We start from the raw sequence: 20,321 nt of genomic DNA on the forward strand, positions 1-20,321 counted from the left end.
TCCCACGGAACCGGCACCTTCCAAGGCGCTGACCCCGCTCGATGACCGCGTCGAACTCGCCGTCGGCTTCAGTGTCGACCGTCTGTGGCGCGATGACGACCGCGGCCTGCTCGACGAGCCGGCCGCCCGACTCGCCACCGCCCACCGCGCCCTGGCACAAGCGGTGACCTCGGTGACCTTCTACCGCGTCCTGCTCCAGCGCCTGACCGGCGGCGAGTACGCCATCGACCAGGCCCTCTTCCCCCGCCTCGACCGCACGGTCCAGCAGCTCAAGCAGGCCGTCGCCATCCGCGACGCCCGCGAGCAGCAGACTGTCGCCGCGCTCGAACCCGTCGAGGCGCAGGCATCCCAAACCCGAGCGGGCACTGCGGAGTTGAAGGCCCGCGAGGTCGCCCTGCTCCTGGCCATCAGCCAGGGCGCGAAGCTGCACGAGCACCTGCTCACACAGCGGCTGTCCGTGGTCACCGGCTCCGGCACGAGGATCACTCAGCAGGACTACGAGCGGCTGGAGCGGGCGGGCCTCGTCCAGCGCGACACCTCCCGTCCCCTGCACGCCGGCCAGCCGGTCACCCTCACCGACGCCGGCCGAGCCGCGCTCACCGCCCGGCCCGCAGACCCGGTCACCGCCCGCCCCGCCCCGCGCCCCGGCGCCTGGCCCACCGCCCCACGAACCCGCCGCTTAGGCCGCCTCCAGCCCCTCAAGGACCCCATTGCCCCAGCACCTGTACGACCTGGAGTTCCGGCTCAACGGCTACCGGCCGGCCACCGCGGAAGTCGGACACGACTTCGACGACCGCATCTCACTGGGCGAGCTGACCACGCTGGCCAAGCACCACACGGCCGACGGCCGCCACAGCTTCCTCGTCCTGCACGACGACTCCACCATCTACGGCGTCCCCGGCGAGTCGCCGCTGGTCGCCCTGCACCTCACGCGGGACGTGGCCCGCCGGACCTTCACCTTCGACAGCGAGCGGCTGCCCCTTCTGACACTGGCCCAGTCCTGGCTCGTCCAGCGCGGCTGTCCTGACGGCGCCGTCGACCTGCCAGACGGCCTCGGCACGCTGCCCGCCGACGAGACCACCACGGCCCTGGAACGGCGCCTCCTCCACACGGGCAACCGGTACACGCTCGTGGACAGCCACGTCGGCGAGGGATACCCGACGCTGGAGACCATGGTGCTGCTGAAGGCCGTGAATCCCGACCAGACGTACCCCTACCGCCTGCTGCTCGAAGTCACCGACCTTCAGGCCGGCACCCGCCGGCTGCGCGAGGGAGCCTTCGAGACCGCGGAGGCGGCCCGCGTCTGGCTGGAGGACCGCAGCACCCCGCTGCCGGCACCCGCCCCCACCACCATCCGCGGCCTCCCGGCAGGGCCCGCGGCACCGGCTTCTGCCCGGGGCCGTACCCGCTGACCGGGCGGCGGGAGCGGCGAAAGGTAGCAGCAAAATCCCGGTTAGGTAAACCGGGATTTCTCCGGATCCTTGATGTCACCAGCCCGGAGCGACTGCTTCCGGCCCTTCCCGCCTGCCCGCTTCAAGGAGAGGAGTCTGCCCGTGCCCGAAGAAGCCGACGACGACGTTCTTGTCGCTGTTGCCCGACAGATCGAGGACCACTTCGGCGTGAGCGTCGAGGTGCTGCGCGAGACCGTGCGCGCCAGCCCCGCCCCGTCGTTCCTGCCCAGCGCGGTGGTGCGCTGGTACGAGGACCTCGAAGAGGCCCAGAGCCTGCTCGCTGCCGCCGAGGACGAGCTCGTCGAAGCCCTGCAACGCGCCCCGGCCGGGGAGTTGGACGAGCACGTCATGACGCTCGCGCAGCGTGTCTACACCGCGCTCGCCATCCGCGACGGCCGCGCGCTCACCGTCCGCCACCTCCTGGAGGACTATCCCCTGCCCGAGCAGCCGGCCACCAGCCGTGTTGCCCGCCGCAGCGGGCCCGTCCTGACCACCACCGCGGTGCCCAGGGCCGCACCCCCCGCCGTATCCGTCCCCGTCAGGAGCCGTCGATGAGCGTACGTACCAAGCCCAGCAGCCAGGACGACCGTCTTGCCGAGGTCTTCGGCGCCCCGGTCGACCAGCTGTACCAGGCGGCCGACACCGACACCCGGCTCCGCAACGCCCTGGAGCTGCGCTCCCACCTGGCCCTGACGGAGGAGCAAGTGGACCGGGTCCGAGACCGCGTCCACGCCCGCAGCGCCCCCGACCGCAGCATGGACGAGCTGTCGGAGGACGAGCTGCGGATGGACACGTACTGGATGGAGGCCGCGCTCACGACCCGCCGCAGTTACCTCACCGCCCTCGACGAGGTCCTTAGCGCCGAGCCCTCACCCGAACCACCCCGGCCGGTGACGTTCGCCCAACCGGTCATCACTGCCCGAATGATCCCGACGTCCGGGGAGACGACGGCGCGCCCGGCGAGAGGACGCTGATTGCCCCACCCCGTATCGCAATCGCTCACCGAGCGGATCGAAGCCCTCTACGGCCGGCCTCGGGCCGACCTTGAAGCCCACGCCGCCGCCACCGACCGGCCGACCATGCTGGCCGCCCTCCTCGACGCCTGCTCCACCGTCGAACTCGCCGAGAAGAACATCGCCTTCCAGCGCGAGCGCCTTCTTCAGCTCGCCGACCCGGGCCGCGACATCGGCCCCGCCGCCGCCGGCCACCTCCTCGACTGCAGCCGCCGGATCGCCGAATCGGTCACCATCCGCGACACCCAGGCCCGTCACACCACCGCCGTGATCCAAAGCCTCCACCGCGCCCCGGTCCCCGCCACCACACCGGTCGCCCCGGCGGCGACCGCCCGCGCCGCGCGCACTCGCTGAACACCGCCCCGCCCCCCTTCCAGGAGTACACCCATGCCTGCATCCGGCCCGCCCGGCCCCGCCCACCGTGAACTCGACCAGGTCGTCCAGGTCCTGGAGACGATCTCGCCGAGGTGGAACGCCTGGATCCTGATGAGCCTGACCACCCCCGCCCGCTACATGGACCTCAAGGCCCGCATGCCGTGGCTGCACGACGGTCAGTTCCAGCCCAAGCTCCGCCTCCTCGAGTCCGACGGCCTGGTCCAGCGCACCGAGCACACCCGGCGTCACGTCGTTTACGGGCTCACCGACCGGGGCACCCGCCTGCTGCCCGTTCTTGACGCCTTCGCCGAGTGGGGCCAGCAGCACCTGGAACGCCCCACCGTGACCGATCCCGTCACCAGGAAGGAAACGCCCCGTCCGGTGGCCAAGGCCGAGGAGATCGAGGACGCCCTCGCGCTGATCTCTCCCCGGCACGCCACCGCGATCCTGTGGGCGCTGCGGGACCGTGGCGCCTCCACCGCGGCGGCCCTGGGTTCCTCCGTGCTGCCCGACGCCCACCCCACGGCGGTCTACTATCCGCTCAACCACCTGGTGACGAAGGGCCTCGTCACGCGGGACCGTGAACGCAAGTTCACGCTCAGCGCCGCCGGCCGGGCCCTGACCCCCGCCTACCGGGCTCTCACCGCTTGGGCCACCGGCCGACCCGCCGCCCCTGCAGCCGCGCCACGGCCGGCTCCCGTGCCCACGCAGACCGGCTCCGCGGTCAAGGCCGCCGGTGCCGTGCTGGCGACCAGCTCGGCAAGCCCCGCCTGGAAGTCCGGCGACCTGTTCTCCCACCCGCCCATCGCCCGGCCGGTCCCGGCGCCGACGGGAGGCGTACGCCGATGAGCGACACCACCGAGCCCGGGCCGGTGGAGGCCCTCGGGAGCAAGACCGCCCGGGACGCCCTGGCCGCCCGCGGCCTAGCCCTCGGCTCCCACCCGCCCGGCACCGCCCTCGCCACCCTCGCCAGCTTGATCCGCGAAACGGCCGCGAACGTGGACGAGGTACAGCAGAAACTCCTGCAGCGGGCGGACATGGCCATCCGCCAGCTCCAGTCCGTGACCCTGGGGCGCGACCGGTACCGGCACGGCTCCACCGACGGACTGCTGCAGTCCCTCGGCACCGAGATCGACACCCTCGTCGCCCGCCGAGGCGAAGGCATCCAGCTCCTGCGGACGCTCACCACCAGCTACGCCGACCTGCGCGGCGCACCCAAGCCGCCCCCGAGACCCCGCCTGCCCGCACCCCGCCGCGGCGGGCCGTAGCCCTCTCCCTCTCCGCCTTCTTCATTTCTTCACCCGCGCGCGGCGGGTGGGCCGCTTCCTTCTCCCGACGAAAGCACATGAACGACTTCGTGATCGCCGGCCCCCGGCACGCCCTGCTGCCCCAGCTGTCCCTGCTGCGGCGGATCTACCTTCCCCGTACGGCCGACGCCGCCGCGTTCGCGATGTCCACCTACGGCATCCCGCTCATCGTGCTCGCCACCACCCAGTCCGCCACCCTCACCGGCATCGCGTTCGCCCTGGAGTGGGTGCCCCGCCTCGCCGCGTTCTCGCTCGCCGGACAGGTCGTGGACCGGCACGGCACCAAGCGGGTCTTCCGCATCGCCTCGGTCCTGCGCGCCCTGGTGGTCGTGGCCGCCGCCTTCGTCCTGCCCACGCAGGCCGGCGGGGTGGGCGCCACCGTCACGGTGATGGCGCTCGCCGCGATCACCGGCGTCGTCACCGAGTTCTCGTACATCGCCGCCGAGACCGCCGGCGCGACCGCCAGCAAGGACGCCGGCGACCGCGCGCACCGGGTGCAGTCCGTCCTCCTCGGCATCGACCAGACCGCCACCCTCGCCGGGCCCGCACTCGCCGGATTCCTCCTGCACGGGGTCGGCGTCACCGGCACCCTGCTCACGATGGCCGCCTGCTCCCTGCTCGGCGCGCTGCTCGCTCCCTGGCACCGCGAACCCCGGCTCGTTCCGCCTGCGGCCCCCGCGCTCGCCGGACTGCGCACGGGCTGGCGGACGCTCATCTCCCTCCCGGCGCTCGCCTGGCTGATCACCGGACTTACCGTCTCCAACCTGGCCACCGGGTTCCTGCAGGCCGCGGCCCCGGTCATCGTGGTGCAGCACATGGGTCAGTCCAGCGCCGCCGTCGGCGTGATCTGGTCCGCAGCCGCCGCAGCCTCCCTGCTCGCTGTCGCGTTGTGTCGCTTCGCGATCGACCGCCTCGGTCTGTGGCCGGCCGGGGCCGCCAGCGCGGCCGTCGCCGCCCTGGCAGGGCTCGCCGTCTCCCAGGCCGGCGACTACACCCACTTCCTCGTCCTGATCGCCGTCCTCATGGCCGGCGAAGGCGGCATGACCGTCGTCCTGCGCACCCTGCGCTCCCACCTCATCCCCGAGCCGGTCTTCGGTGCCACCCTCGCCGTCACGATCCTCGTGATGCTCCTGCCCTTCCCGCTCGCCGGCATCCTCGTCGCCCTTACCCCCGCCACCGCGATCGGCCACGTCCTGACCGCCTGCGCCGTCCTCCAGGCCGCTGGTCTCACCGCCGCGTTCTGGCGTCTGCGCCGCGAACCCGCCATGCGAGCCCGCCGCACCGCCCACACGGCCCCACCGCCCGGAGCACCCCAGCCCCAATGACCACCACACCTCTGTCGCAGTTCAGCGCCGACCAGGCCCTGTGCGCCTCCTCCCTCGTCCGCGGCCTCGCCGAACGGCTCACCGCCCTGCCCGCCACCGAGGCGAACGGCCTCGCCGGCCACCTCCTCGCCCCCGGCGGCCTGGCCACCGACATGCGCCGCCTGCTGCACGCCGCCGCCCGCCACACCACCACCCGCCAAGACAAGGACCCCTCCGTGACCCTCTCTCCGGCCTCCTCCCCGCAGAAGACCACCGGCCGCCCCACGGTCCTGATCGTCGCCCCCGGCGACCAGGTGTACCGGGGCTACTGCCTGGAGCAGGTCGCCGCCGCCTACGACGTCGTCGCCATCACCCCGCACACCCTCACCTGGGAAGCGGAGCACGTCGTCGACCACGAAGTCGCCGACCCGCACCAGCTCGACCAGCTGCTCGCCGCAGGCGAGGCGCTCGCCGCCCGGCATACCCTCGCCGGCGTCCTGACCTGGAACGAGCCCCTGCTCGTCCACACCGCCCGCCTCGCCGAGCACCTCGGCCTGTGCACGAACCCGGCGTCCGTGATGGAGAACTGCCGCGACAAGCACGCCACCCGCCGCCTCCTGGCCGCCCACCGGATTCCCTCGGCGCGCTCGGGCCGCGTCGTCGACCTGCTGCAGGCCACGATCCTGGCCGAGGACATCGGATACCCGGTCGTCCTCAAGCCCGCCGGCCAGGCCGGAAGCGTCGGCGTCATCCGCGTCGACAACAGCGAAGACCTCGCCTCCGCCTTCGACTTCGCCGCCGCCGGCGCCGCGCTGGCCGGAGGCCAGAACACCGACGTCCTGGTCGAGGAGTACCTCGACGGCCCGGAGATCAGCGTCGAGTGCGTCACCCAGCACGGCATCACCCACGCCGTCGCCGTCACCCGCAAGAAGCTCGGCTTCGAGCCGTACTTCGAGGAGACCGGCCACACCGTCGACGCCGCCGACCCGCTGCTCGCCCGGGTCGCCCCGATCGCCGCCGCCGCGATCCGCGCGCTCGGCATCGACCACGGCATCCAGCACGTCGAGATGCGCCTCACCACCTCCGGCCCGCGGATCATCGAGATCAACGGCCGTATCGGCGGCGACCTCATCGGCCACCTGGTCCGCCTCGCCACCGGCCTCGACCTGCCCCGCATCGCCGCCGACCTCGCCTGCGGCACTACCCCCCGCCTGGAGCGCACCCGCCTGCGCGCCGCCGGCATCGCCCTCCTCTACCCGGAGACCTCCGGCACCCTCACCCACCGCTCCATCGACCGGGGCTTTATCGACCGCACCCGGTGGCTCGACCTCGTCCAGTGGATCGGCACCGTCGGCGACCGGATCGTCCTGCCCCCGGAGGGCGACGTCGACGTCGCCCGCGCCGGCCTCTACGTCGTCACCGGCTACGACGCCGCCAAGGTCGAAGAACGCCTTGCCGAGACCGCACGGCAGATCACCCTCACCGTCCAGCCCGCCACCAAGGCCGCGGGAGCCGCCGCGTGACGGACGATCTGCCCCGCCGCATCTACCCGCCCGAAGGCGACGTGTACGTCTCCCCGCGCTACCTGGCCGGATCCAACGGCATCGGTGATGCCGGCTTCGCCCCCGTCGCCCACTGGCCCCGCCACGACTTCGACGACGGCCCCTGCCAGCTGCTGGTCAGCTCGCCGGACGGCCGCATCCGCATCGGCTGGTACGGCGACGACTTCGAGCTGTGGAAGATTACCGCCTGCGAGGACGCCTCCGGTCCGACACGCTGGGCGGCGAACTTCAACCACGTCACCCCCGCCGAACTCGTCGCGGGCCTGACCACCGCCCTCGCACAGGACTGGGTCGAAGGCAACGACCGCTTCCTCGAATCGCCCTCGTGGCATTGGCGCCCCAAAATCCAGCCCCTGATCGACGCGGGCTGGACCCGCGAACCTTCCCGGCACGGGGAGATCGAGTTCGTGGCACCCGACGGCAACGCGGGCGTGTCCATCGATACCCTCAGCCAGCACCCGGACGAGGAGACGGTCGAGCTGTGGGCCGGACCGCCCGGCTGGGGCACCCGCGCTGAGGCCCGGTTCACCTCCAGCACCCCGGCCCACCTGATCGCCGCCACCGCGGCGGCCTTCACCGACCCGGCCCCGGTCCTGCGCTACCGCGAGCACCTCTCCCCACGACTCGCGGCCCTGGCCCACCTCACCCCCGTCACCCCACCGAAGCCTCCGACCCCCACCCCGCTCGACGTCCAGCGAACCCTGCGCCGGCCGCCGATGCTCACCACACGCAGCGTGCCCCGGTGGAACACCTCCACCCCTGTCCCAGCTGCCGCAGCTCCGACACCGGCACGTGCGGTACGCCGCTGACCGGGCGTTCCGGTCCCACCGCACGCGAAGGGCTTCGTCGGAACCCGTCCGCCTTGCCTGCTGGAGAGCGGCGTCGACCTGTGCGGACCGCACCTCCCCGCATGTCACGCACAACCGCCGCAGCGGGACCGAACACGCCCGTAAATGACAGATATCGACCGCCCGCTGCCGTTTTAGGGAGGCTATGTGCCCCAAGCGAGCGAGGGAGAGGCCCACACCACCTCACCCGACACAGCCCCGCATCCTGTCGGCCCGCAAGGCTTCTGGCTCGCCGATGACGACTTCGCCCTCCGGCTGCACAACGCGACGCTGATATGGCTCGAGCTGGCGGACAACATGATCGACGACGGCTTCCCTCTGTTTGAGGCGCTGGCCGGCGCTCACGCCTTTGCACCCGACCTGCTCGGCGTGCCCGCGGTGTACGGCCCGATCGTCGAAGCCGAAGCCGTCAACCGGATACTCCGATCCGTGGATCTGCCCGTTGACTCGTACGTCAGCCCCGCCACCAGGCAGGCCCTCCGCAGCATCGGAGACATGCCCGCGGGGATGCAGCAGCAGATCCTGCGGACGGCTGCTCGCCGCTACACCTCAACCGTCCTGCTGCCACGCCGAAACGCCCCAGCCCGTCCTGCCCCGCCTCCACCCGAGCCCGGACCTGGACACAAGCGGTGACCACAGCCCCCTGCCCCATCTGGAGTTCCCGTGCCGCTGCACGTCAAGGAGTTCTTCGACGAACTCGCTCTCCCCTTCACCTCCGGCACCGTCGTCGGGGATACCTACTACGCCACCCCGGCGGGGGACTCGCCGCTGCGGCTGCGGATCGAGTTCGCCCGGACGATCAGGGCAGGGGAGTACGGCGGCCTCCGCCTCACCCTTACCCACGCCGAGCGCGGCGCCCTGGAAACGCAGCATCTCTCCTTCGCCGATCACGGCACCTTCACCCAGCGTGACACCGCCCGCGATAAACATCCCGGCTCCGACGGCTACGGCGTCATCCGTGACTGGCACAAGGACGGCCGGCCCTGGGCAGGTGCGGAACTCTCCGGCCTGCGCCAGGCGGTCGAAGCCCTCGCGCGGATCTGGTGCCCTGCTCTGCTCACCCCGCGTACGCAGGCGGAACCCGCGCTCTGGGCGGTCCGCTGGCATGAGGAGTTCTGGGCGAGCGACCCGGCAACGCTCGTCCGGATCCATGAGGCGACGCAGGCCGTGCTCGACCTCGCTGAGGCCAGCACTTACGACGGCATGACCGTCTCCGAGTCCCTCCACAACGCCCGCTTCTACGTCATGGATATCCTCGGGCTGCCCCTCGACCAGGGGATGCTCGCCGAAGCCGCCGCCGTCACCCAGCTGACCGGACGCCGACTCGGCCCCGACACCGCCCCAGCCCTCGACCGGATCTCCGGCATGCCGCTGGACGAACAGCGCTCCCTCGTCCAAGCAGCCGCCTGGCGGCACGGCGGCACCATTCCCGCAGCCCGACGTCCGAGCCCGTCCCCGGCCCTCCCGGCGGCTGCATCCGTCCGGTCCACCGCCCGCGCCCACTGACTTCCGCCCACGCGGCGGCTTCAACACCACACCATCAACCAGGAGAACCCCTTCTTCATGCGCGCTTCCCGCCGTACCGCGGCCACGATCGCCGCGACCACCCTGGCCACCGGCTCCCTGATCTGGACCCCGACCGCCTTCGCCTCGGCCCCTGACATCCCGCCCGGTGCCGTCGAGATCACCAAGAAGGACCCGGACGGCGTCCTGCTCGCCGGAGCAGCGTTCGCGCTCCTCGACACCCTCAACGGCACGAAGGCCCTGACCGGCAAGACGAACGCCGACGGCATCCTGCGCTTCGAGAACGTCCACCCCGGCACCTACCGTCTCAAGGAGACCGATTCCGGCAGCCCCCTCCACGAGGTGGCTCCCGACCAGGACGTCATCGTCACCCCTGAGCACACCGCGAAGCTCACGATCATCGACACCTTCAAGCCCGCCGAGCTGCTGGTGAAGAAGACGGACAAGAAGACCGGCAAGCCCCTGGCCGGCGCCGTCATCAACATCACCCCCACCACTGGTACGGGCAAGGTGATCACGCTGACCACCGGCACGGACGGCACCGCCACCACCAAGCTCCCCGTCTCTTCCCGCAACGGCACCGCCTACACCGGCATCGAGACCAAGGCCCCCGCCGGCTACGAGCTCGACACCACCCCGGTCAAGATCACCGCGAAGCCTGCCGCGAAGACCACCGCCACCTTTACCAACACCAAGAAGGACACCACCCCGCCTCCCACGACCCCGCCGACCACGCCGCCGACGACGCCTCCGGTCACGCCGACGACCCCGCCGCCGACCACGCCTCCGGTCACGCCTCCGGTCACCCCGAGCATTCCGCCCACCACTCCTGCGACGACTCCGCCGAGCACCCAGAACCCGCCGGCCCCGAGCCAGTCCACCTCCACCGCACCGGCACCCCCGACGGACACGCCGAGCACCCCGCCCACCAAGGGCTCGCTCGCGCAGACCGGGGCGGACTCCAACACCTGGCTCCTCGCGGCCGGCGGCCTGCTGATCGTGGCCGGCGGCGGGGCGCTGATCGCGGCACGACGGAAGAAGGCGGAGGACGAGGCGGAGAGCACGACCGCCAGCTGACCCGAGGGGACGGCCAGACGCTGAGGCACGAGACCCGGTACCGGTAGGTCTCCCATCAGCCCACCCTCAACCCAGCCCGAAGGCCCCGGGAACCACCCCATGGTTCCCGGGGCCTTCGGCACGTCTGCGGAGGCCGTCCCGATCAGCTCCGCTACAGCGTCAGACGCGCATGACGGCCACCGAGGCGAGCGCGCCGACCACCCACGCGAGGAGCAGACCCTGCTCCCTGCTGAGGCCGTTCGCGTCGGCCCACTGACGGTGTGCAGTCCCACGAGTTGTTGGACAGATCCGTCACGGTTGATGCTTGACGGTCCCGGCACATCCTGGACGGCTGCTGCTCGTTGAATCCGGTGTGGCTGACGAGCGCGAGCAAGACCCGGTGGACGACCGGCGCTGGATGGCAGAGCACCGGTACCGCGCGGTGCTCCAGGTGCTCGACGGGGCACCGGTCGCGCAGGTGGCCCGCCAGGCCGGCGCCTCGCGTCAGTCCGTGTACTCCTGGGTGGACCGGTATCACGCCGGAGGGCTGGACGCTCTGGTGGACAAGTCCCGACGACCCCATACCTCACCGCACCAGGTGGCCGCCGAGGTCGAGGCCCTGGTCTGCGAACTGCGCCGCTCGTATCCACGGTGGGGTGCCCGTCGCATCGCCCACGAGCTCGGCCAGCGCGGACTGGTGCCGGCGCCCGGCCGCTCGACCGTTCACCGGATCCTGACCCGGCATGGGCTGGTCAACCAGCAGGAGCAGAACCACCGCCGCGTCTATCGGCGCTGGCAGCGGGACGCTCCGATGCAGTTGTGGCAGCTCGACCTCATGGGCGGGGTGTTCCTGGCCAGCGGCCGGGAGTGCAAGCTCGTCACCGGAATCGACGACCACTCCAGGTTCATCGTGATCGCCAAGGTGGTCGCCGAGCCGTCCGGACGGGCCGTCTGCACCGCCTTCGCCGAGGCCATGACCGCATACGGGGTGCCCTCGGAAGTCCTGACCGACAACGGAAAGCAGTTCACCGGCCGCTTCACCAAACCGGCGCCGGCGGAGGTGCTGTTCGAACGCGTCTGCAGGGAGAACGGCATCACCGCCCGGCTGACCAAACCCCGCTCGCCGACCACGACCGGGAAAATCGAACGATTCCACAAGACACTTCGGCGCGAGCTGCTCGACCATGTCGGCCAGTTCGCCGACCAGGGCACCGCCCAGGCCGCGATCGACGCCTGGGTCCACGCCTACAACCACACCCGTCCCCACCAGTCGCTGGCCATGGCCACCCCGGCCAGCGTCTTCCGCCCGACACCGGTGGAGAAGCCGCAGCAGGAGCACCAGGTCTGCCTGCCCGTCCCGGACCAGCCGGCGACGACGGTGGTCGACGAGCTCATGGCGCCGCGGCTGCCCGCACTACTGCCCTCGCCGCGGCTCCCGGTCGATGAGTCGCAGATCAGGGCCGTTGAGTTCGAGGCCCTCATGTCGCCGATCGGACGGCTGTGCCTGCCCGGCGGCCAGCAGATGAAGTTCCCCGCCGCCCTCGGCGGACGAACGGTGACCCTCTGGGCCGACAACCGCAGCATTCACGTCTTCCTCGACGGCGAACTCCTGCGGACCCGCCCTTCCCAGTTCACCCCGACAGACTTGAAGGCCCTCGTGAAACGCGGCGGGCGGATCGCCGGACCCGAACCCGCTGCCTCCGCTCTGGCAACCGGTGCGACAGCACCGCCCCTCGCAGTGGTCGAGGTCGACCGGATCGTCGGCCGGGACGGTGACGTCGGCCTCAGCGGCGAAAGGGTCAAGCTCGCCTCCCACCTCGCCGGCCAGCAGGTCACCCTTCGTCTCGACGGCCAGCTGATGCACGTCATCGCCGACGGCAAAGTCGTCAAGACCCTGCCCGCACCAGTCCCCGTCGAGCGACGGGCCCAGATCAGCGGCGCTCGAGCTCCTCGCACCGCCGTCATCCCACCTTCAGCTCAGGCTCTGCGAGCCCACCGGCGAGTACCTGTCGACGGCGTGGTGATGGTGGCCGGCCAACGGCTGCGGGTCGGTCGCAGCCACGCTGGGAAGACCGTGGTCATCCTGATCGAGGACACCGTCTTCCGCGTCCTCGACGGTGACGTCGAGCTGACGACACACGCCCGGACCAGCGACAAGCCGGTCACCCAGTTCAGGGCCACCGCTCGCACCCGGGACTGACCGCCGATTGTCCAACATCTCCTGATGACGTCCAGTATCTCCTGGAACCAGACTGTCCAAGATCTCGCGGGACCTCACACCGTCAGTCCAGGCTGTCGAGATCGGGCAGGGCCCGCTTCCGATCTCCCTGGCCGCGATGGTCAACGTCAACGCCCTTGCCTGCGATCTTCGCAAGACGGTCGACCAGCGTGTGCGCGATCACGAGATCCGTCTGCTGCTCAGCTACATCCTCGGCGATGCGGGCAAGGGACCGCTCGGAGTCGAGTGCACCGCTCTCGACTCCAGTGCCCTCCACATCAAGCGCTTCGTCAGCGAGTGCACCGGGCTCGGCGTGATGAGCGCAGCCAGCCAGGCCCTGTTTGACTGGAAGCCCGGGACCAGCGGCCTGAGCAGCTTTGACGTGCTGCCGGGAAAGCTCCGCGGCGTCTACGCGAAGACCGGTGTGCGGCCGGACCTCCTGTACGACCTGGCCGCGGGGCCGGTCGCCGGAGCGGCACGGGGGCGGCGACGGGACGGCCCGCAGATGTTCCCGCCGGGTAAGGGCACCACGGACCAGAGGGACCGTTTGGAGAAGCTTGCTCGATGGTCCGTCGCCCACGGCGATCACTCCTACTTCATGAGCTGGGTCTGGCTCGGCGCGGGTGGCGTCTACGTCGACATCTTCCTGCCCGATGGCTCGGCCGCGCTGACGGGCCTCAAAACCGGATGGATCGACGTACCGGGAGACGACGCGAAGCCCTGGCAGTTCCTCGTCCCCCGGCCCGATCGCCGCAGCGCGGAAAGCCCGGAGCCCGACGGGGACCTCGTGGTCGACCTTCCGCTCCCAGCGTTCAGCGGTGAGGGCGCTGCCACCAGGGCGATCAACCGGGTGGGGCCGGCGGCCGAGGAGGCGATGGACCGGGCCTTCAGCCGCGAGGAGGACACCCTTGGCATGCTCGCCGGCGTACCCGTCCGAGGACGATGGATCCGCGGTGACCTCCTGGGCGAGGCCCGGCACGAGGTACTGCTCGGAGTCCTGGGCGAGCGCGTAGAACTGGACCGTCGTGCCCAGCTCGAGCGACTGGCCAGTCCGACGGGAGACCGGCTCGACACGTACCTCGACGGTCGGCTGCTTACAGCCGTACGACCGATCGACGGTCCCCGGCCGGAATGGGAACGGATCAGCGCAGAGCTGTTGGAACTGTCCTAAGTGGACGTTAAGTCCGATCTTCCTCTGAGAGCCCACATCAGAGTGGAACTCTCCAGTTCGCCGGAGGCAGACAGGAAGAAACGCGGAAGGACTGGTGGACAGGCGGCAAGGGATGTCACCGTGGACCCCTTCCCGAAAGCACCAGGTCAGAGAGGTGATTGCCCATGACCGTCGATGCTGCGAGACCAGGCTTCTCCACCACCGTCGCAGACCTGCGGCTGCGGACATGGCTGCTTGGTCGGGGACAGCCGATGGACGTCATCAACCTGTTCACCGACGCCGACTTCAAGGTCGTCATCGACGACCGGGCCGACGTACACATCAACTCGCGGGATGGTCGGTTCTACCTCGGCTGGTTCGCCGACGGTCGGCCCGGCACCGACGCAGAGGGCTGGAAACTCGCGGTCACCGGTACCGCAGATGTGCCCGGCTACTGCGTCTCCTTCCACAGGGAGACCCCTGCGGCCGTCGTCGTCGCGGCCGTCAGCAGCGTGCTGACCACGTCCGCGCCCGCCTCCCGCCCGCATCCCGGATCCCCCTTCCCCACCTGACAGGAGCTGCTGTTGTCCTCCACTCTCACCGCCCGCGACCTCATCGACCGGCTGTCCGCAGTCGACCCCGACACCCCCGTACGCCTTGCCGTCAACCCGTTCTTTCCGCTGGAGCACACCATCGCTGGTGTCCTTGCCACGACCGACGCGCTCGGCAACGCCGTGCTCTACGTCGTGGAGAGCGGCCAGCAGCTCGGTCCTGTCCCGCCGGCCGTGACCGTCGGCGCGGGCTGGCATGAGCCGACCGAGGCCCCGCGCCGCCGACGTTCCGCCGTTGCGGGGAAGCAGCAGCACACCGATCTCACCTGGAGGCGCCCCTGAACCCGCACCATCCCCTCTACCCTCCCCGCCCCGCGTACTGGGTGCACCCGCGCCACCTGGCCGGCGACGACGACGAACTCGCTGACCGCGTCTCCCTCGTGCTTGCGGAGGTCGGCTGGACGAGCTGGACGACGGCACGCAGCACACTGCTGCACCTCAGCCCCCGGGGCCTCGCCGGCGCCGAGTGGGTCCGCGGCTCCCACGACTTCCTCCTCGGGGAACTCCCGGTCGCCTGGCACATCTCCGCCCGCACCCATCCGGGCAGCGCCGTGATGGAGTGGAACGCCTACTTCACCACCGGCACGCCACCCGAGGCGATCGGCGACTTCCTCCTCGCCGTCGAGGCGCGCACTGACCCGGCCGTCAACTACGGCGGACGCGATGCCGTCCTCGACGCCCTGTGCGCGCTCGGGTGGGCCCGTGACATCGACACCCCCGGCAGCCGTGTGTGGGACCCGGGCATGTCCGCTGGCTTCGCCTGGGGGGAACTGCCCGAGCGGGTCCGCGACGGCGACCCGCGCCCGGGCCTGTGCGGTTGGCAGGCGTGGGCCGAGCCGGTGATCGGCGAGCCCTGCCAGTGGACCGCGGCCTTCAGCGCCAGCGTCCCCCACGACCTCGTCGCCGCCTTCGCAGCTTCCCTCGCCTCGCCCGTCCCGGTCCTGCGCCGCAACCCGCCAGAGAACGCCGACGGCCGCCTCGTCGTCACGCCGGCACTATGACGATCAGCCGGCGCGGCGCGGTTGTCCCGTTGTTCTCAGATCAGGAGCGGCGCCGGATGCGGTCTAGGTCTGCGTCGAGAACGACCAGGTCGGGGTGGTCTCGAAGCTGCTGTTCACGTGCCCAATCGTCGAGGTCGGCTTTGTGCGCAGCCCGCACGGTGTCGAAGTCGACGTCGGCGAGGACGGCGAGGAGGCCCGTTTCGGTGTCGTCGAGACCGTTGTACCGGTTGGCGGGTGCGTAGGTGTGAGCAGCGTCGGCCGCGTGCTCACATCTGGCTGCGGTGAGCTTTTCGTACAGCCAGCGCCGGAACGGCGTGTCCTGGTTTTCCCAGGAGGGGTCCCAGTTGTCGTTCTCGGGATCGTTGGGGCCGGGGCCGATGATGGGCATGGACGATCTCTTTCCAATGCTCGGCCGGGGCATGCGGGGTCTGCTTGGTCCGGGCATCTCTTGCGTCCGAAGCCGGTCGCCATGAGCGCAAAATCCCGCACGTCGTAGTACGTCGGCAGGGGACGTCGGGGCGCGGACTGCTCCTGCGGCGGGACGCGCCTCCGTACCGGTCGCGGGTGGCGAATGAGGGCGGCCCCTGGCTCCGAGAGCCAGGGGCCGCTTTCCTATGTCCGGGAGCCGGTGTCAGCCGCGGGCTTTGTCGACCGCGCGGGTCAGGTGCGTGTCGACGAGGGCCGGCGAGCCGGAGACGACGACGAGCACGGAACCGGCGCGGACGGCGGTCTGCTTCATCACGGTGTCGCGTCCGCCGGCGGTGAAGGTGAGCAGCTGGCTCCATGCCTCGTCGCCCAGGGCGGGCGCCGGCAGCTTCTGCGTGGCGACGGCGATGGGGGCGTCGCCCACGACGACCTGATAGATCGGGCAGCTGGTCATGGCCTTGAAGACGGTCTTCGTGCCGGGGCCGAGCTTGTCCTCGGTGTCGCTGTACAGCTCCTCTGCCACCTCCGAGTCCGTACCGCGGGTGTAGGCGAAGGTGGCCTTGGCGCTGTTGGGGAAGTCCAGGTTCCCGCCGGCCGCTGCGTCGCCGCCGAGGTTCTCCAGGGCGGGGCAGCCGATCACGGTGACGTCGTCCCGGCTGCTGTCGGTCTCGGGCTTGCGGGTGTAGCCCTGGCCGAGGTCGGTCTCGTCCAGCAGGCGCCCGGCCAGGGCCGCCGAGGTGAGCGGCACGGAGGGCTTCGCGACCGGGGCCGGCTTCCCCGGGGCGGTGGGCGAGGAGCCGGGGTCTCCTGCGGCGGTGTTGCTGCCGGCGCAGCTGGAGAGGGTGAGCGTGGCGAGGAGGGCGGCGGACAGCGTGGTGGAGGCGCGACGGCGCACGGGGATCCCTTCGAGGGTCGGGAGGGCTGACTGGGCCGGACCCGGGACGGGTTCTCCTCCGGCGATACAGGTAGAGGCAGGGGGTGGGTCAGTGGCCGAGGTGCCGCAGGCCGTCCTCGTAGGAGTCGTACTGGTGCGTGATCGGGCCGCTGTGCTGGTCGTACCAGGCAGTGTCGAGGCGGGGCTCGGGCTGCTCGTGCCCGGCAGGACAGCGCAGCCATACCGCGCAGTGGATGCTGATCACGATCCAGTCGCGGTAGGCGCCGCACCCGTCACACGTCCGTACCTGTCCATCGATCACGAGCGGCTGCGGGTGCAGCATCATCAGCCCCGCCACTTGCTCGCGGGCCTGAGCAGGAGCCGCGAGCGGGGGCTCGACGTGTGTCGCGCTCAGCTCTTCTACCGACTGCCACGCCTCGCGGTACTGCCGGGCCGTACGCCTGCGTCCGAACACAGTTCCCCCTCTTGCCGGTCTGTCACGAGCAGACAGGATCGTGCCCGGAGGCGCCCCTCCGCTTCAACTCTGAGATATGTCAATGTCACCTCCACCGACTGTGCTCCCCCCCGGATGAGCCCCTGACAGCCGCGCGGACCTGCCCGTCCTGATGCGGGTAGGTCGGCAGGCGGACCAGCGCGGCTGTCAGAGCAGGGCCCTATCGGTTCGGGCGCCGAGCAGTGGTCTGCTCCCTGGACGCTGTGCGCGCTGTTCCGGAGGACGCTCGCCTGACGGGGCTCATCCCGGTTGCGTCGGCGGGAAGATCCGCGGCCCGCCGCAGTCGCCACACGAGCACGTCGCTGACCTGCTCGGCGGTGTCGAGTTCGCGCCGGCCGGCGGCGTCGGTGAGGAGGGCGGCCGGGTCGTGGCCGGCGGCCTCGGCGTCGGCGAGGGTGGCCGCCAGGGCGTGCCAGCCTGATTCGGCCAGGACCTGCTCGGCGAGATGGGGGATCGCCCTGCGTACGACGGCGCTGTGCCGCTGCAGCAGGGGGCGGGCTAGGTGCCGGCCGCGCTGGTGGAGGGCGGCGAGCGGGTGTTTGGCGGCGGCGCGGTAGGCGGTACGGAGGTGCTCGGCGGCCCGGTGGGCGGCCTCGGCCTGCTGGGCGTGGTTCTTCCTGGCGTGCCAGTGCGCGGCGGCGGTGATCAGGAAGAACAGCATGTCGATTGCCATGGCTGTGGTGGCGCCGTCCTCTCCGCGGCCGAGGGCCGGCCCGCCGTGGACGAGGTCGCGGGCGGCCTGGCGCAGGGCACGGTCGTGCCCGCGTACGGCGCGGACGTGGGAGCGGGAGGCCCGCTCGAACGCCCAGGCAGCCTCGCGCAGTTCCCGCCGGGTGTGGGCGGCGGAGGTCTTGGCGAGCGCGTCGAGGACCTCGCCGGCGGCGGCGATGTGCGCGGCGGCGACCGCGTCGTCGCCCTGCTCGATGACCAGAACGGCCTGCCAGGCCGCCGTCGCTGTCCGCCGGCGCGCGGCGGCCGGCGTTCCCGGCCCGGCGGGCCTCGGCGCCTCGGCCGCGATGTCGTCTCGGTGTGGGGGGTCTGCGGACCAGCGTTCGCGGATGCGGGGCAGGGACAGGTCGGGGGCGAGGCGGGCGCCGGGGTAGTAGACGGGCTCGCCCTCGGCGTTGCGGTCGTCGGGCAGCGCGACCTTGTAGCCGAGCAGGTCGCCGGACGGAGCGATGCGCTTCTTGACCAGGAGACCGGCGGCGGCCAGCTGGTCGAAGAACTCCTCCTCGCCCTGGGCGCCGGCCACGGCCCGCCGTACGGTCTCGCGCAGTTCCTCGCGGGCGGTGCGCTCGCGGCCTTGGCGCTCGGCCTTGTGCCGCTCGGCGCTGGTGGGTCGCTGGGCGGCGGTGCCGTCGCCGGGCGCGACCCGGTGCAGGCCGAACTCCTTCTCGATGAGCCTGGCCTCGGCCTGCGCGCGCGTGCCGGAGCGGAAGTCGTCCGGGCTGCTGCCGTCCTCGCACCCGAGGGTGGCGACGATGTGGATATGGTCGTCCGCGTGCCGTACGGCGGCCCAGCGGCAGCCAGGCTGCCCGTCGCCCGGGTCGATCCCGGTGGCGGCGACGATCCGGCGGGCCACCTCGGCCCACTCCTCGTCGGACAGGACCCGGTCGCCGGGCGCGGTGCGGACCGAGGTATGCCAGACGTGCTGGGCCGGCCGGGCGTGCTTGGGCAGCGCCTGGACGGGCTGGTCCAGGAGCTGCTGGAGGTCCTTCAACGTCGCGTTCGGATCGCGGCCGGGGTCGGGGGCCATGCCGTCGAACGAGGCGACGAGGTGCGGGTCGACGTGCTCCTCGCGCTTGCCGGGGCCGTAGAGGTAGGCGAGCAGGCCGATGGTCCGGTCCCCGGGGTCGTTGACGCTCGGGATCATGCCGCCTGCTGCCGTTCGAGAACCGCGGTCGCGGCATCATGGACGGCTTCAGCGGCGCGTCGTACGGCCGCGAGGGTCGTCTGGAGCTGAGGTGCGTCCGCGCCGGAGTTGAGAGCCTTCACGGCCTGGTTGAGGTTGCTGCCGGCCCAGCCGAGCTTGCGCCGGCTGTCGAACAGGGCGGTGATCACTTCACGGTCGTCGGCGATCTCGGCGCTCGTACGCTCGAGATCGCGGGCTGCGGCGAGCGCGGCACGGGCGAGGAAGCCGGCGACGGACAGGTTGCAGGCAGCGGCGGCGGAGACGATCAGCGCGTACTCGTCTTCGTTGAAACGGGTGTTGGGCTGGCGCAGACGCTTCTTCGCGGGCGGCTGACGCGGACGCTGGCGCGCACGGCGCTCGCGACGGCGCGGTGTCGGCTTCTGCTCTTCCCCCGGCTTCGATCCGCCCCCAGTCGAAGCCTCCCGGACCTGCGCCCCCTGGTGCAGGTCCTCTCCCGTCCCCTCGGGGGCGGGCTCGGCGGAAGCTACGCTTCCGCCCCAACTTGCTCCCCGCCAGACCGAGTTGGATGCCTGCTCGCTGTCGGCGGGGACCGGGATGTGGTGCGGGTTCGTCACGGTGTTCGGATCCTTCGAGTCGGGAAAGAACGGGGCCGCCCCGGTCTCGATACCGGAGCGGCTTGGGCGGAACGGGGAGGCCCGGCAGTCTGCCGGGCCCCCCCTCTTGGGGCTATCCGCATTCGAGGCAGCGCGCGACGTGCCCGGACAGACCCCGGGCCATGCGCTGCTTGCTGCTCCTGGCCAGGTCGGTGCTGGCTCGTGCGGTGTGCGAGCCCTGGTGCCGGGCGGCGTGGTTGAGCAGGTAGGCGGTCTCCTGCAGGTACTTGGCCCGGAGTCGGTCGAACTTCGGACAGGTCTTCATCGAGCGCTCCTCGCGGTCGCGGCCTGCGGCGTACGCAGGCGGGCCAGGACCGGGGTCAACCGGTCGTTTCGGATGGGGATCTTGTGTTCGCGCATGATCCCCCTGAGCTGGACGCGGGTGACGGTCTCGTTGCCGTCCCGCTCCAGCAGCTTGGGGATGTGGGGGCGGACCAGCTCGACGATCTCGTCCTCGGTCAGCCGCGGGACACGTGCCCGGCGGCCCTTCGGACTCACGGGCGGTTCCTGGTCCCCGTCGTTGTCGGGACGGTCCCCTTCGGGTTCCTGGTCCCCGTCGTT

At 71.4% G+C, this 20,321-nt stretch carries 23 protein-coding genes and 1 pseudogene; 17 read left to right on the forward strand and 7 right to left on the reverse strand.

All coding sequences use genetic code 11. The features are described from left to right. The first annotated feature begins 710 nt into the window (after positions 1-710). The 17 genes from QK442_RS33000 (at position 711) to QK442_RS33080 (ending at position 15,420) form a co-directional block, all read left to right on the forward strand. Complete coding sequence (locus QK442_RS33000; protein WP_282697795.1) at positions 711-1,412, forward strand: hypothetical protein; 702 nt, start codon at positions 711-713, stop codon at positions 1,410-1,412. A 141-nt stretch (positions 1,413-1,553) separates the two neighbouring features. After that, complete coding sequence (locus QK442_RS33005; protein WP_282697796.1) at positions 1,554-2,006, forward strand: hypothetical protein; 453 nt, start codon at positions 1,554-1,556, stop codon at positions 2,004-2,006. After that, positions 2,003-2,425, forward strand: coding sequence for a hypothetical protein (locus QK442_RS33010; RefSeq protein WP_282697797.1), 423 nt, complete (start codon positions 2,003-2,005; stop codon positions 2,423-2,425). Before QK442_RS33005 ends, QK442_RS33010 begins: the two co-directional genes overlap by 4 nt. Further along, the gene (locus QK442_RS33015) at positions 2,426-2,818 is read left to right on the forward strand and encodes a hypothetical protein (protein ID WP_282697798.1); all 393 of its coding nucleotides are present in this window, start codon (positions 2,426-2,428) and stop codon (positions 2,816-2,818) included. It begins immediately after the preceding gene. A 33-nt stretch (positions 2,819-2,851) separates the two neighbouring features. Then, positions 2,852-3,688, forward strand: a complete 837-nt coding sequence (locus QK442_RS33020) for a helix-turn-helix domain-containing protein (protein ID WP_282697799.1) — start codon at positions 2,852-2,854, stop codon at positions 3,686-3,688. After that, positions 3,685-4,107, forward strand: a complete 423-nt coding sequence (locus tag QK442_RS33025; RefSeq protein ID WP_282697800.1) for a hypothetical protein — start codon at positions 3,685-3,687, stop codon at positions 4,105-4,107. The genes QK442_RS33020 and QK442_RS33025 overlap by 4 nt, the downstream gene beginning before the upstream one ends. Before the next feature lie 77 nt (positions 4,108-4,184). Next, positions 4,185-5,471: an MFS transporter gene (locus QK442_RS33030; protein WP_282697801.1), complete on the forward strand. Its 1,287-nt coding sequence runs from the start codon at positions 4,185-4,187 to the stop codon at positions 5,469-5,471. Continuing rightward, a complete protein-coding gene (locus tag QK442_RS33035; RefSeq protein ID WP_282697802.1) occupies positions 5,468-6,973 on the forward strand; it encodes an ATP-grasp domain-containing protein in 1,506 nt (501 codons plus the stop codon). The genes QK442_RS33030 and QK442_RS33035 overlap by 4 nt, the downstream gene beginning before the upstream one ends. Then, positions 6,970-7,821 (forward strand): DUF317 domain-containing protein, encoded by an 852-nt coding sequence (locus QK442_RS33040; RefSeq protein ID WP_282697803.1) that lies wholly within the window; start codon positions 6,970-6,972, stop codon positions 7,819-7,821. Before QK442_RS33035 ends, QK442_RS33040 begins: the two co-directional genes overlap by 4 nt. 186 nt (positions 7,822-8,007) lie before the next feature. Beyond that, positions 8,008-8,493: a hypothetical protein gene (locus QK442_RS33045; RefSeq protein ID WP_282697804.1), complete on the forward strand. Its 486-nt coding sequence runs from the start codon at positions 8,008-8,010 to the stop codon at positions 8,491-8,493. Positions 8,494-8,523: 30 nt separating this feature from the next. Further along, positions 8,524-9,366 carry a hypothetical protein gene (locus QK442_RS33050; protein ID WP_282697805.1) on the forward strand — a complete coding sequence of 281 codons (843 nt, stop codon included), beginning with the start codon at positions 8,524-8,526 and terminating at the stop codon, positions 9,364-9,366. A 57-nt stretch (positions 9,367-9,423) separates the two neighbouring features. After that, the gene (locus QK442_RS33055; protein ID WP_282697806.1) at positions 9,424-10,461 is read left to right on the forward strand and encodes a SpaA isopeptide-forming pilin-related protein; all 1,038 of its coding nucleotides are present in this window, start codon (positions 9,424-9,426) and stop codon (positions 10,459-10,461) included. Between the two features lie 397 nt (positions 10,462-10,858). Further along, entirely contained in the window at positions 10,859-12,640 is a 1,782-nt protein-coding gene (locus QK442_RS33060) for an IS481 family transposase (protein WP_282697821.1), read from the forward strand. A 136-nt stretch (positions 12,641-12,776) separates the two neighbouring features. Then, a complete protein-coding gene (locus tag QK442_RS33065) occupies positions 12,777-13,829 on the forward strand; it encodes a hypothetical protein (protein WP_282697807.1) in 1,053 nt (350 codons plus the stop codon). A 164-nt stretch (positions 13,830-13,993) separates the two neighbouring features. Continuing rightward, a complete protein-coding gene (locus tag QK442_RS33070; protein WP_282697808.1) occupies positions 13,994-14,380 on the forward strand; it encodes a DUF317 domain-containing protein in 387 nt (128 codons plus the stop codon). A 12-nt stretch (positions 14,381-14,392) separates the two neighbouring features. After that, the gene (locus QK442_RS33075; protein ID WP_282697809.1) at positions 14,393-14,701 is read left to right on the forward strand and encodes a hypothetical protein; all 309 of its coding nucleotides are present in this window, start codon (positions 14,393-14,395) and stop codon (positions 14,699-14,701) included. Positions 14,702-14,742: 41 nt separating this feature from the next. Continuing rightward, positions 14,743-15,420 (forward strand): DUF317 domain-containing protein, encoded by a 678-nt coding sequence (locus QK442_RS33080; protein ID WP_282697810.1) that lies wholly within the window; start codon positions 14,743-14,745, stop codon positions 15,418-15,420. A gap of 40 nt (positions 15,421-15,460) precedes the next feature. Here the strand turns inward: QK442_RS33080 and QK442_RS33085 are convergent, their stop codons facing one another. The 7 genes and pseudogenes from QK442_RS33085 to QK442_RS33115 form a co-directional block, all read right to left on the reverse strand. Beyond that, entirely contained in the window at positions 15,461-15,808 is a 348-nt protein-coding gene (locus QK442_RS33085) for a hypothetical protein (RefSeq protein ID WP_282697811.1), read from the reverse strand. A gap of 243 nt (positions 15,809-16,051) precedes the next feature. Beyond that, positions 16,052-16,741, reverse strand: coding sequence for a hypothetical protein (locus QK442_RS33090; protein ID WP_282697812.1), 690 nt, complete (start codon positions 16,739-16,741; stop codon positions 16,052-16,054). An 88-nt stretch (positions 16,742-16,829) separates the two neighbouring features. After that, on the reverse strand, positions 16,830-17,195 hold the full coding sequence (locus QK442_RS33095) for a hypothetical protein (protein WP_282697813.1): 366 nt from the start codon (positions 17,193-17,195) through the stop codon (positions 16,830-16,832). 199 nt (positions 17,196-17,394) lie between these two features. Next, entirely contained in the window at positions 17,395-19,107 is a 1,713-nt protein-coding gene (locus QK442_RS33100) for a mobilization protein (protein WP_282697814.1), read from the reverse strand. Next, a complete protein-coding gene (locus tag QK442_RS33105; RefSeq protein ID WP_282697815.1) occupies positions 19,104-19,721 on the reverse strand; it encodes a hypothetical protein in 618 nt (205 codons plus the stop codon). The genes QK442_RS33100 and QK442_RS33105 overlap by 4 nt, the downstream gene beginning before the upstream one ends. Positions 19,722-19,833: 112 nt before the next feature. Further along, positions 19,834-20,025, reverse strand: a complete 192-nt coding sequence (locus QK442_RS33110) for a hypothetical protein (RefSeq protein ID WP_282697816.1) — start codon at positions 20,023-20,025, stop codon at positions 19,834-19,836. After that, positions 20,022-20,321, reverse strand: a pseudogene (locus tag QK442_RS33115) (hypothetical protein); the annotation flags it as partial. The pseudogene QK442_RS33115 and the gene QK442_RS33110, both read right to left, overlap by 4 nt.

Origin of the sequence: Streptomyces sp. CC208A (genome assembly GCF_030010625.1) — a bacterium.
Lineage (GTDB): Bacteria > Actinomycetota > Actinomycetes > Streptomycetales > Streptomycetaceae > Streptomyces.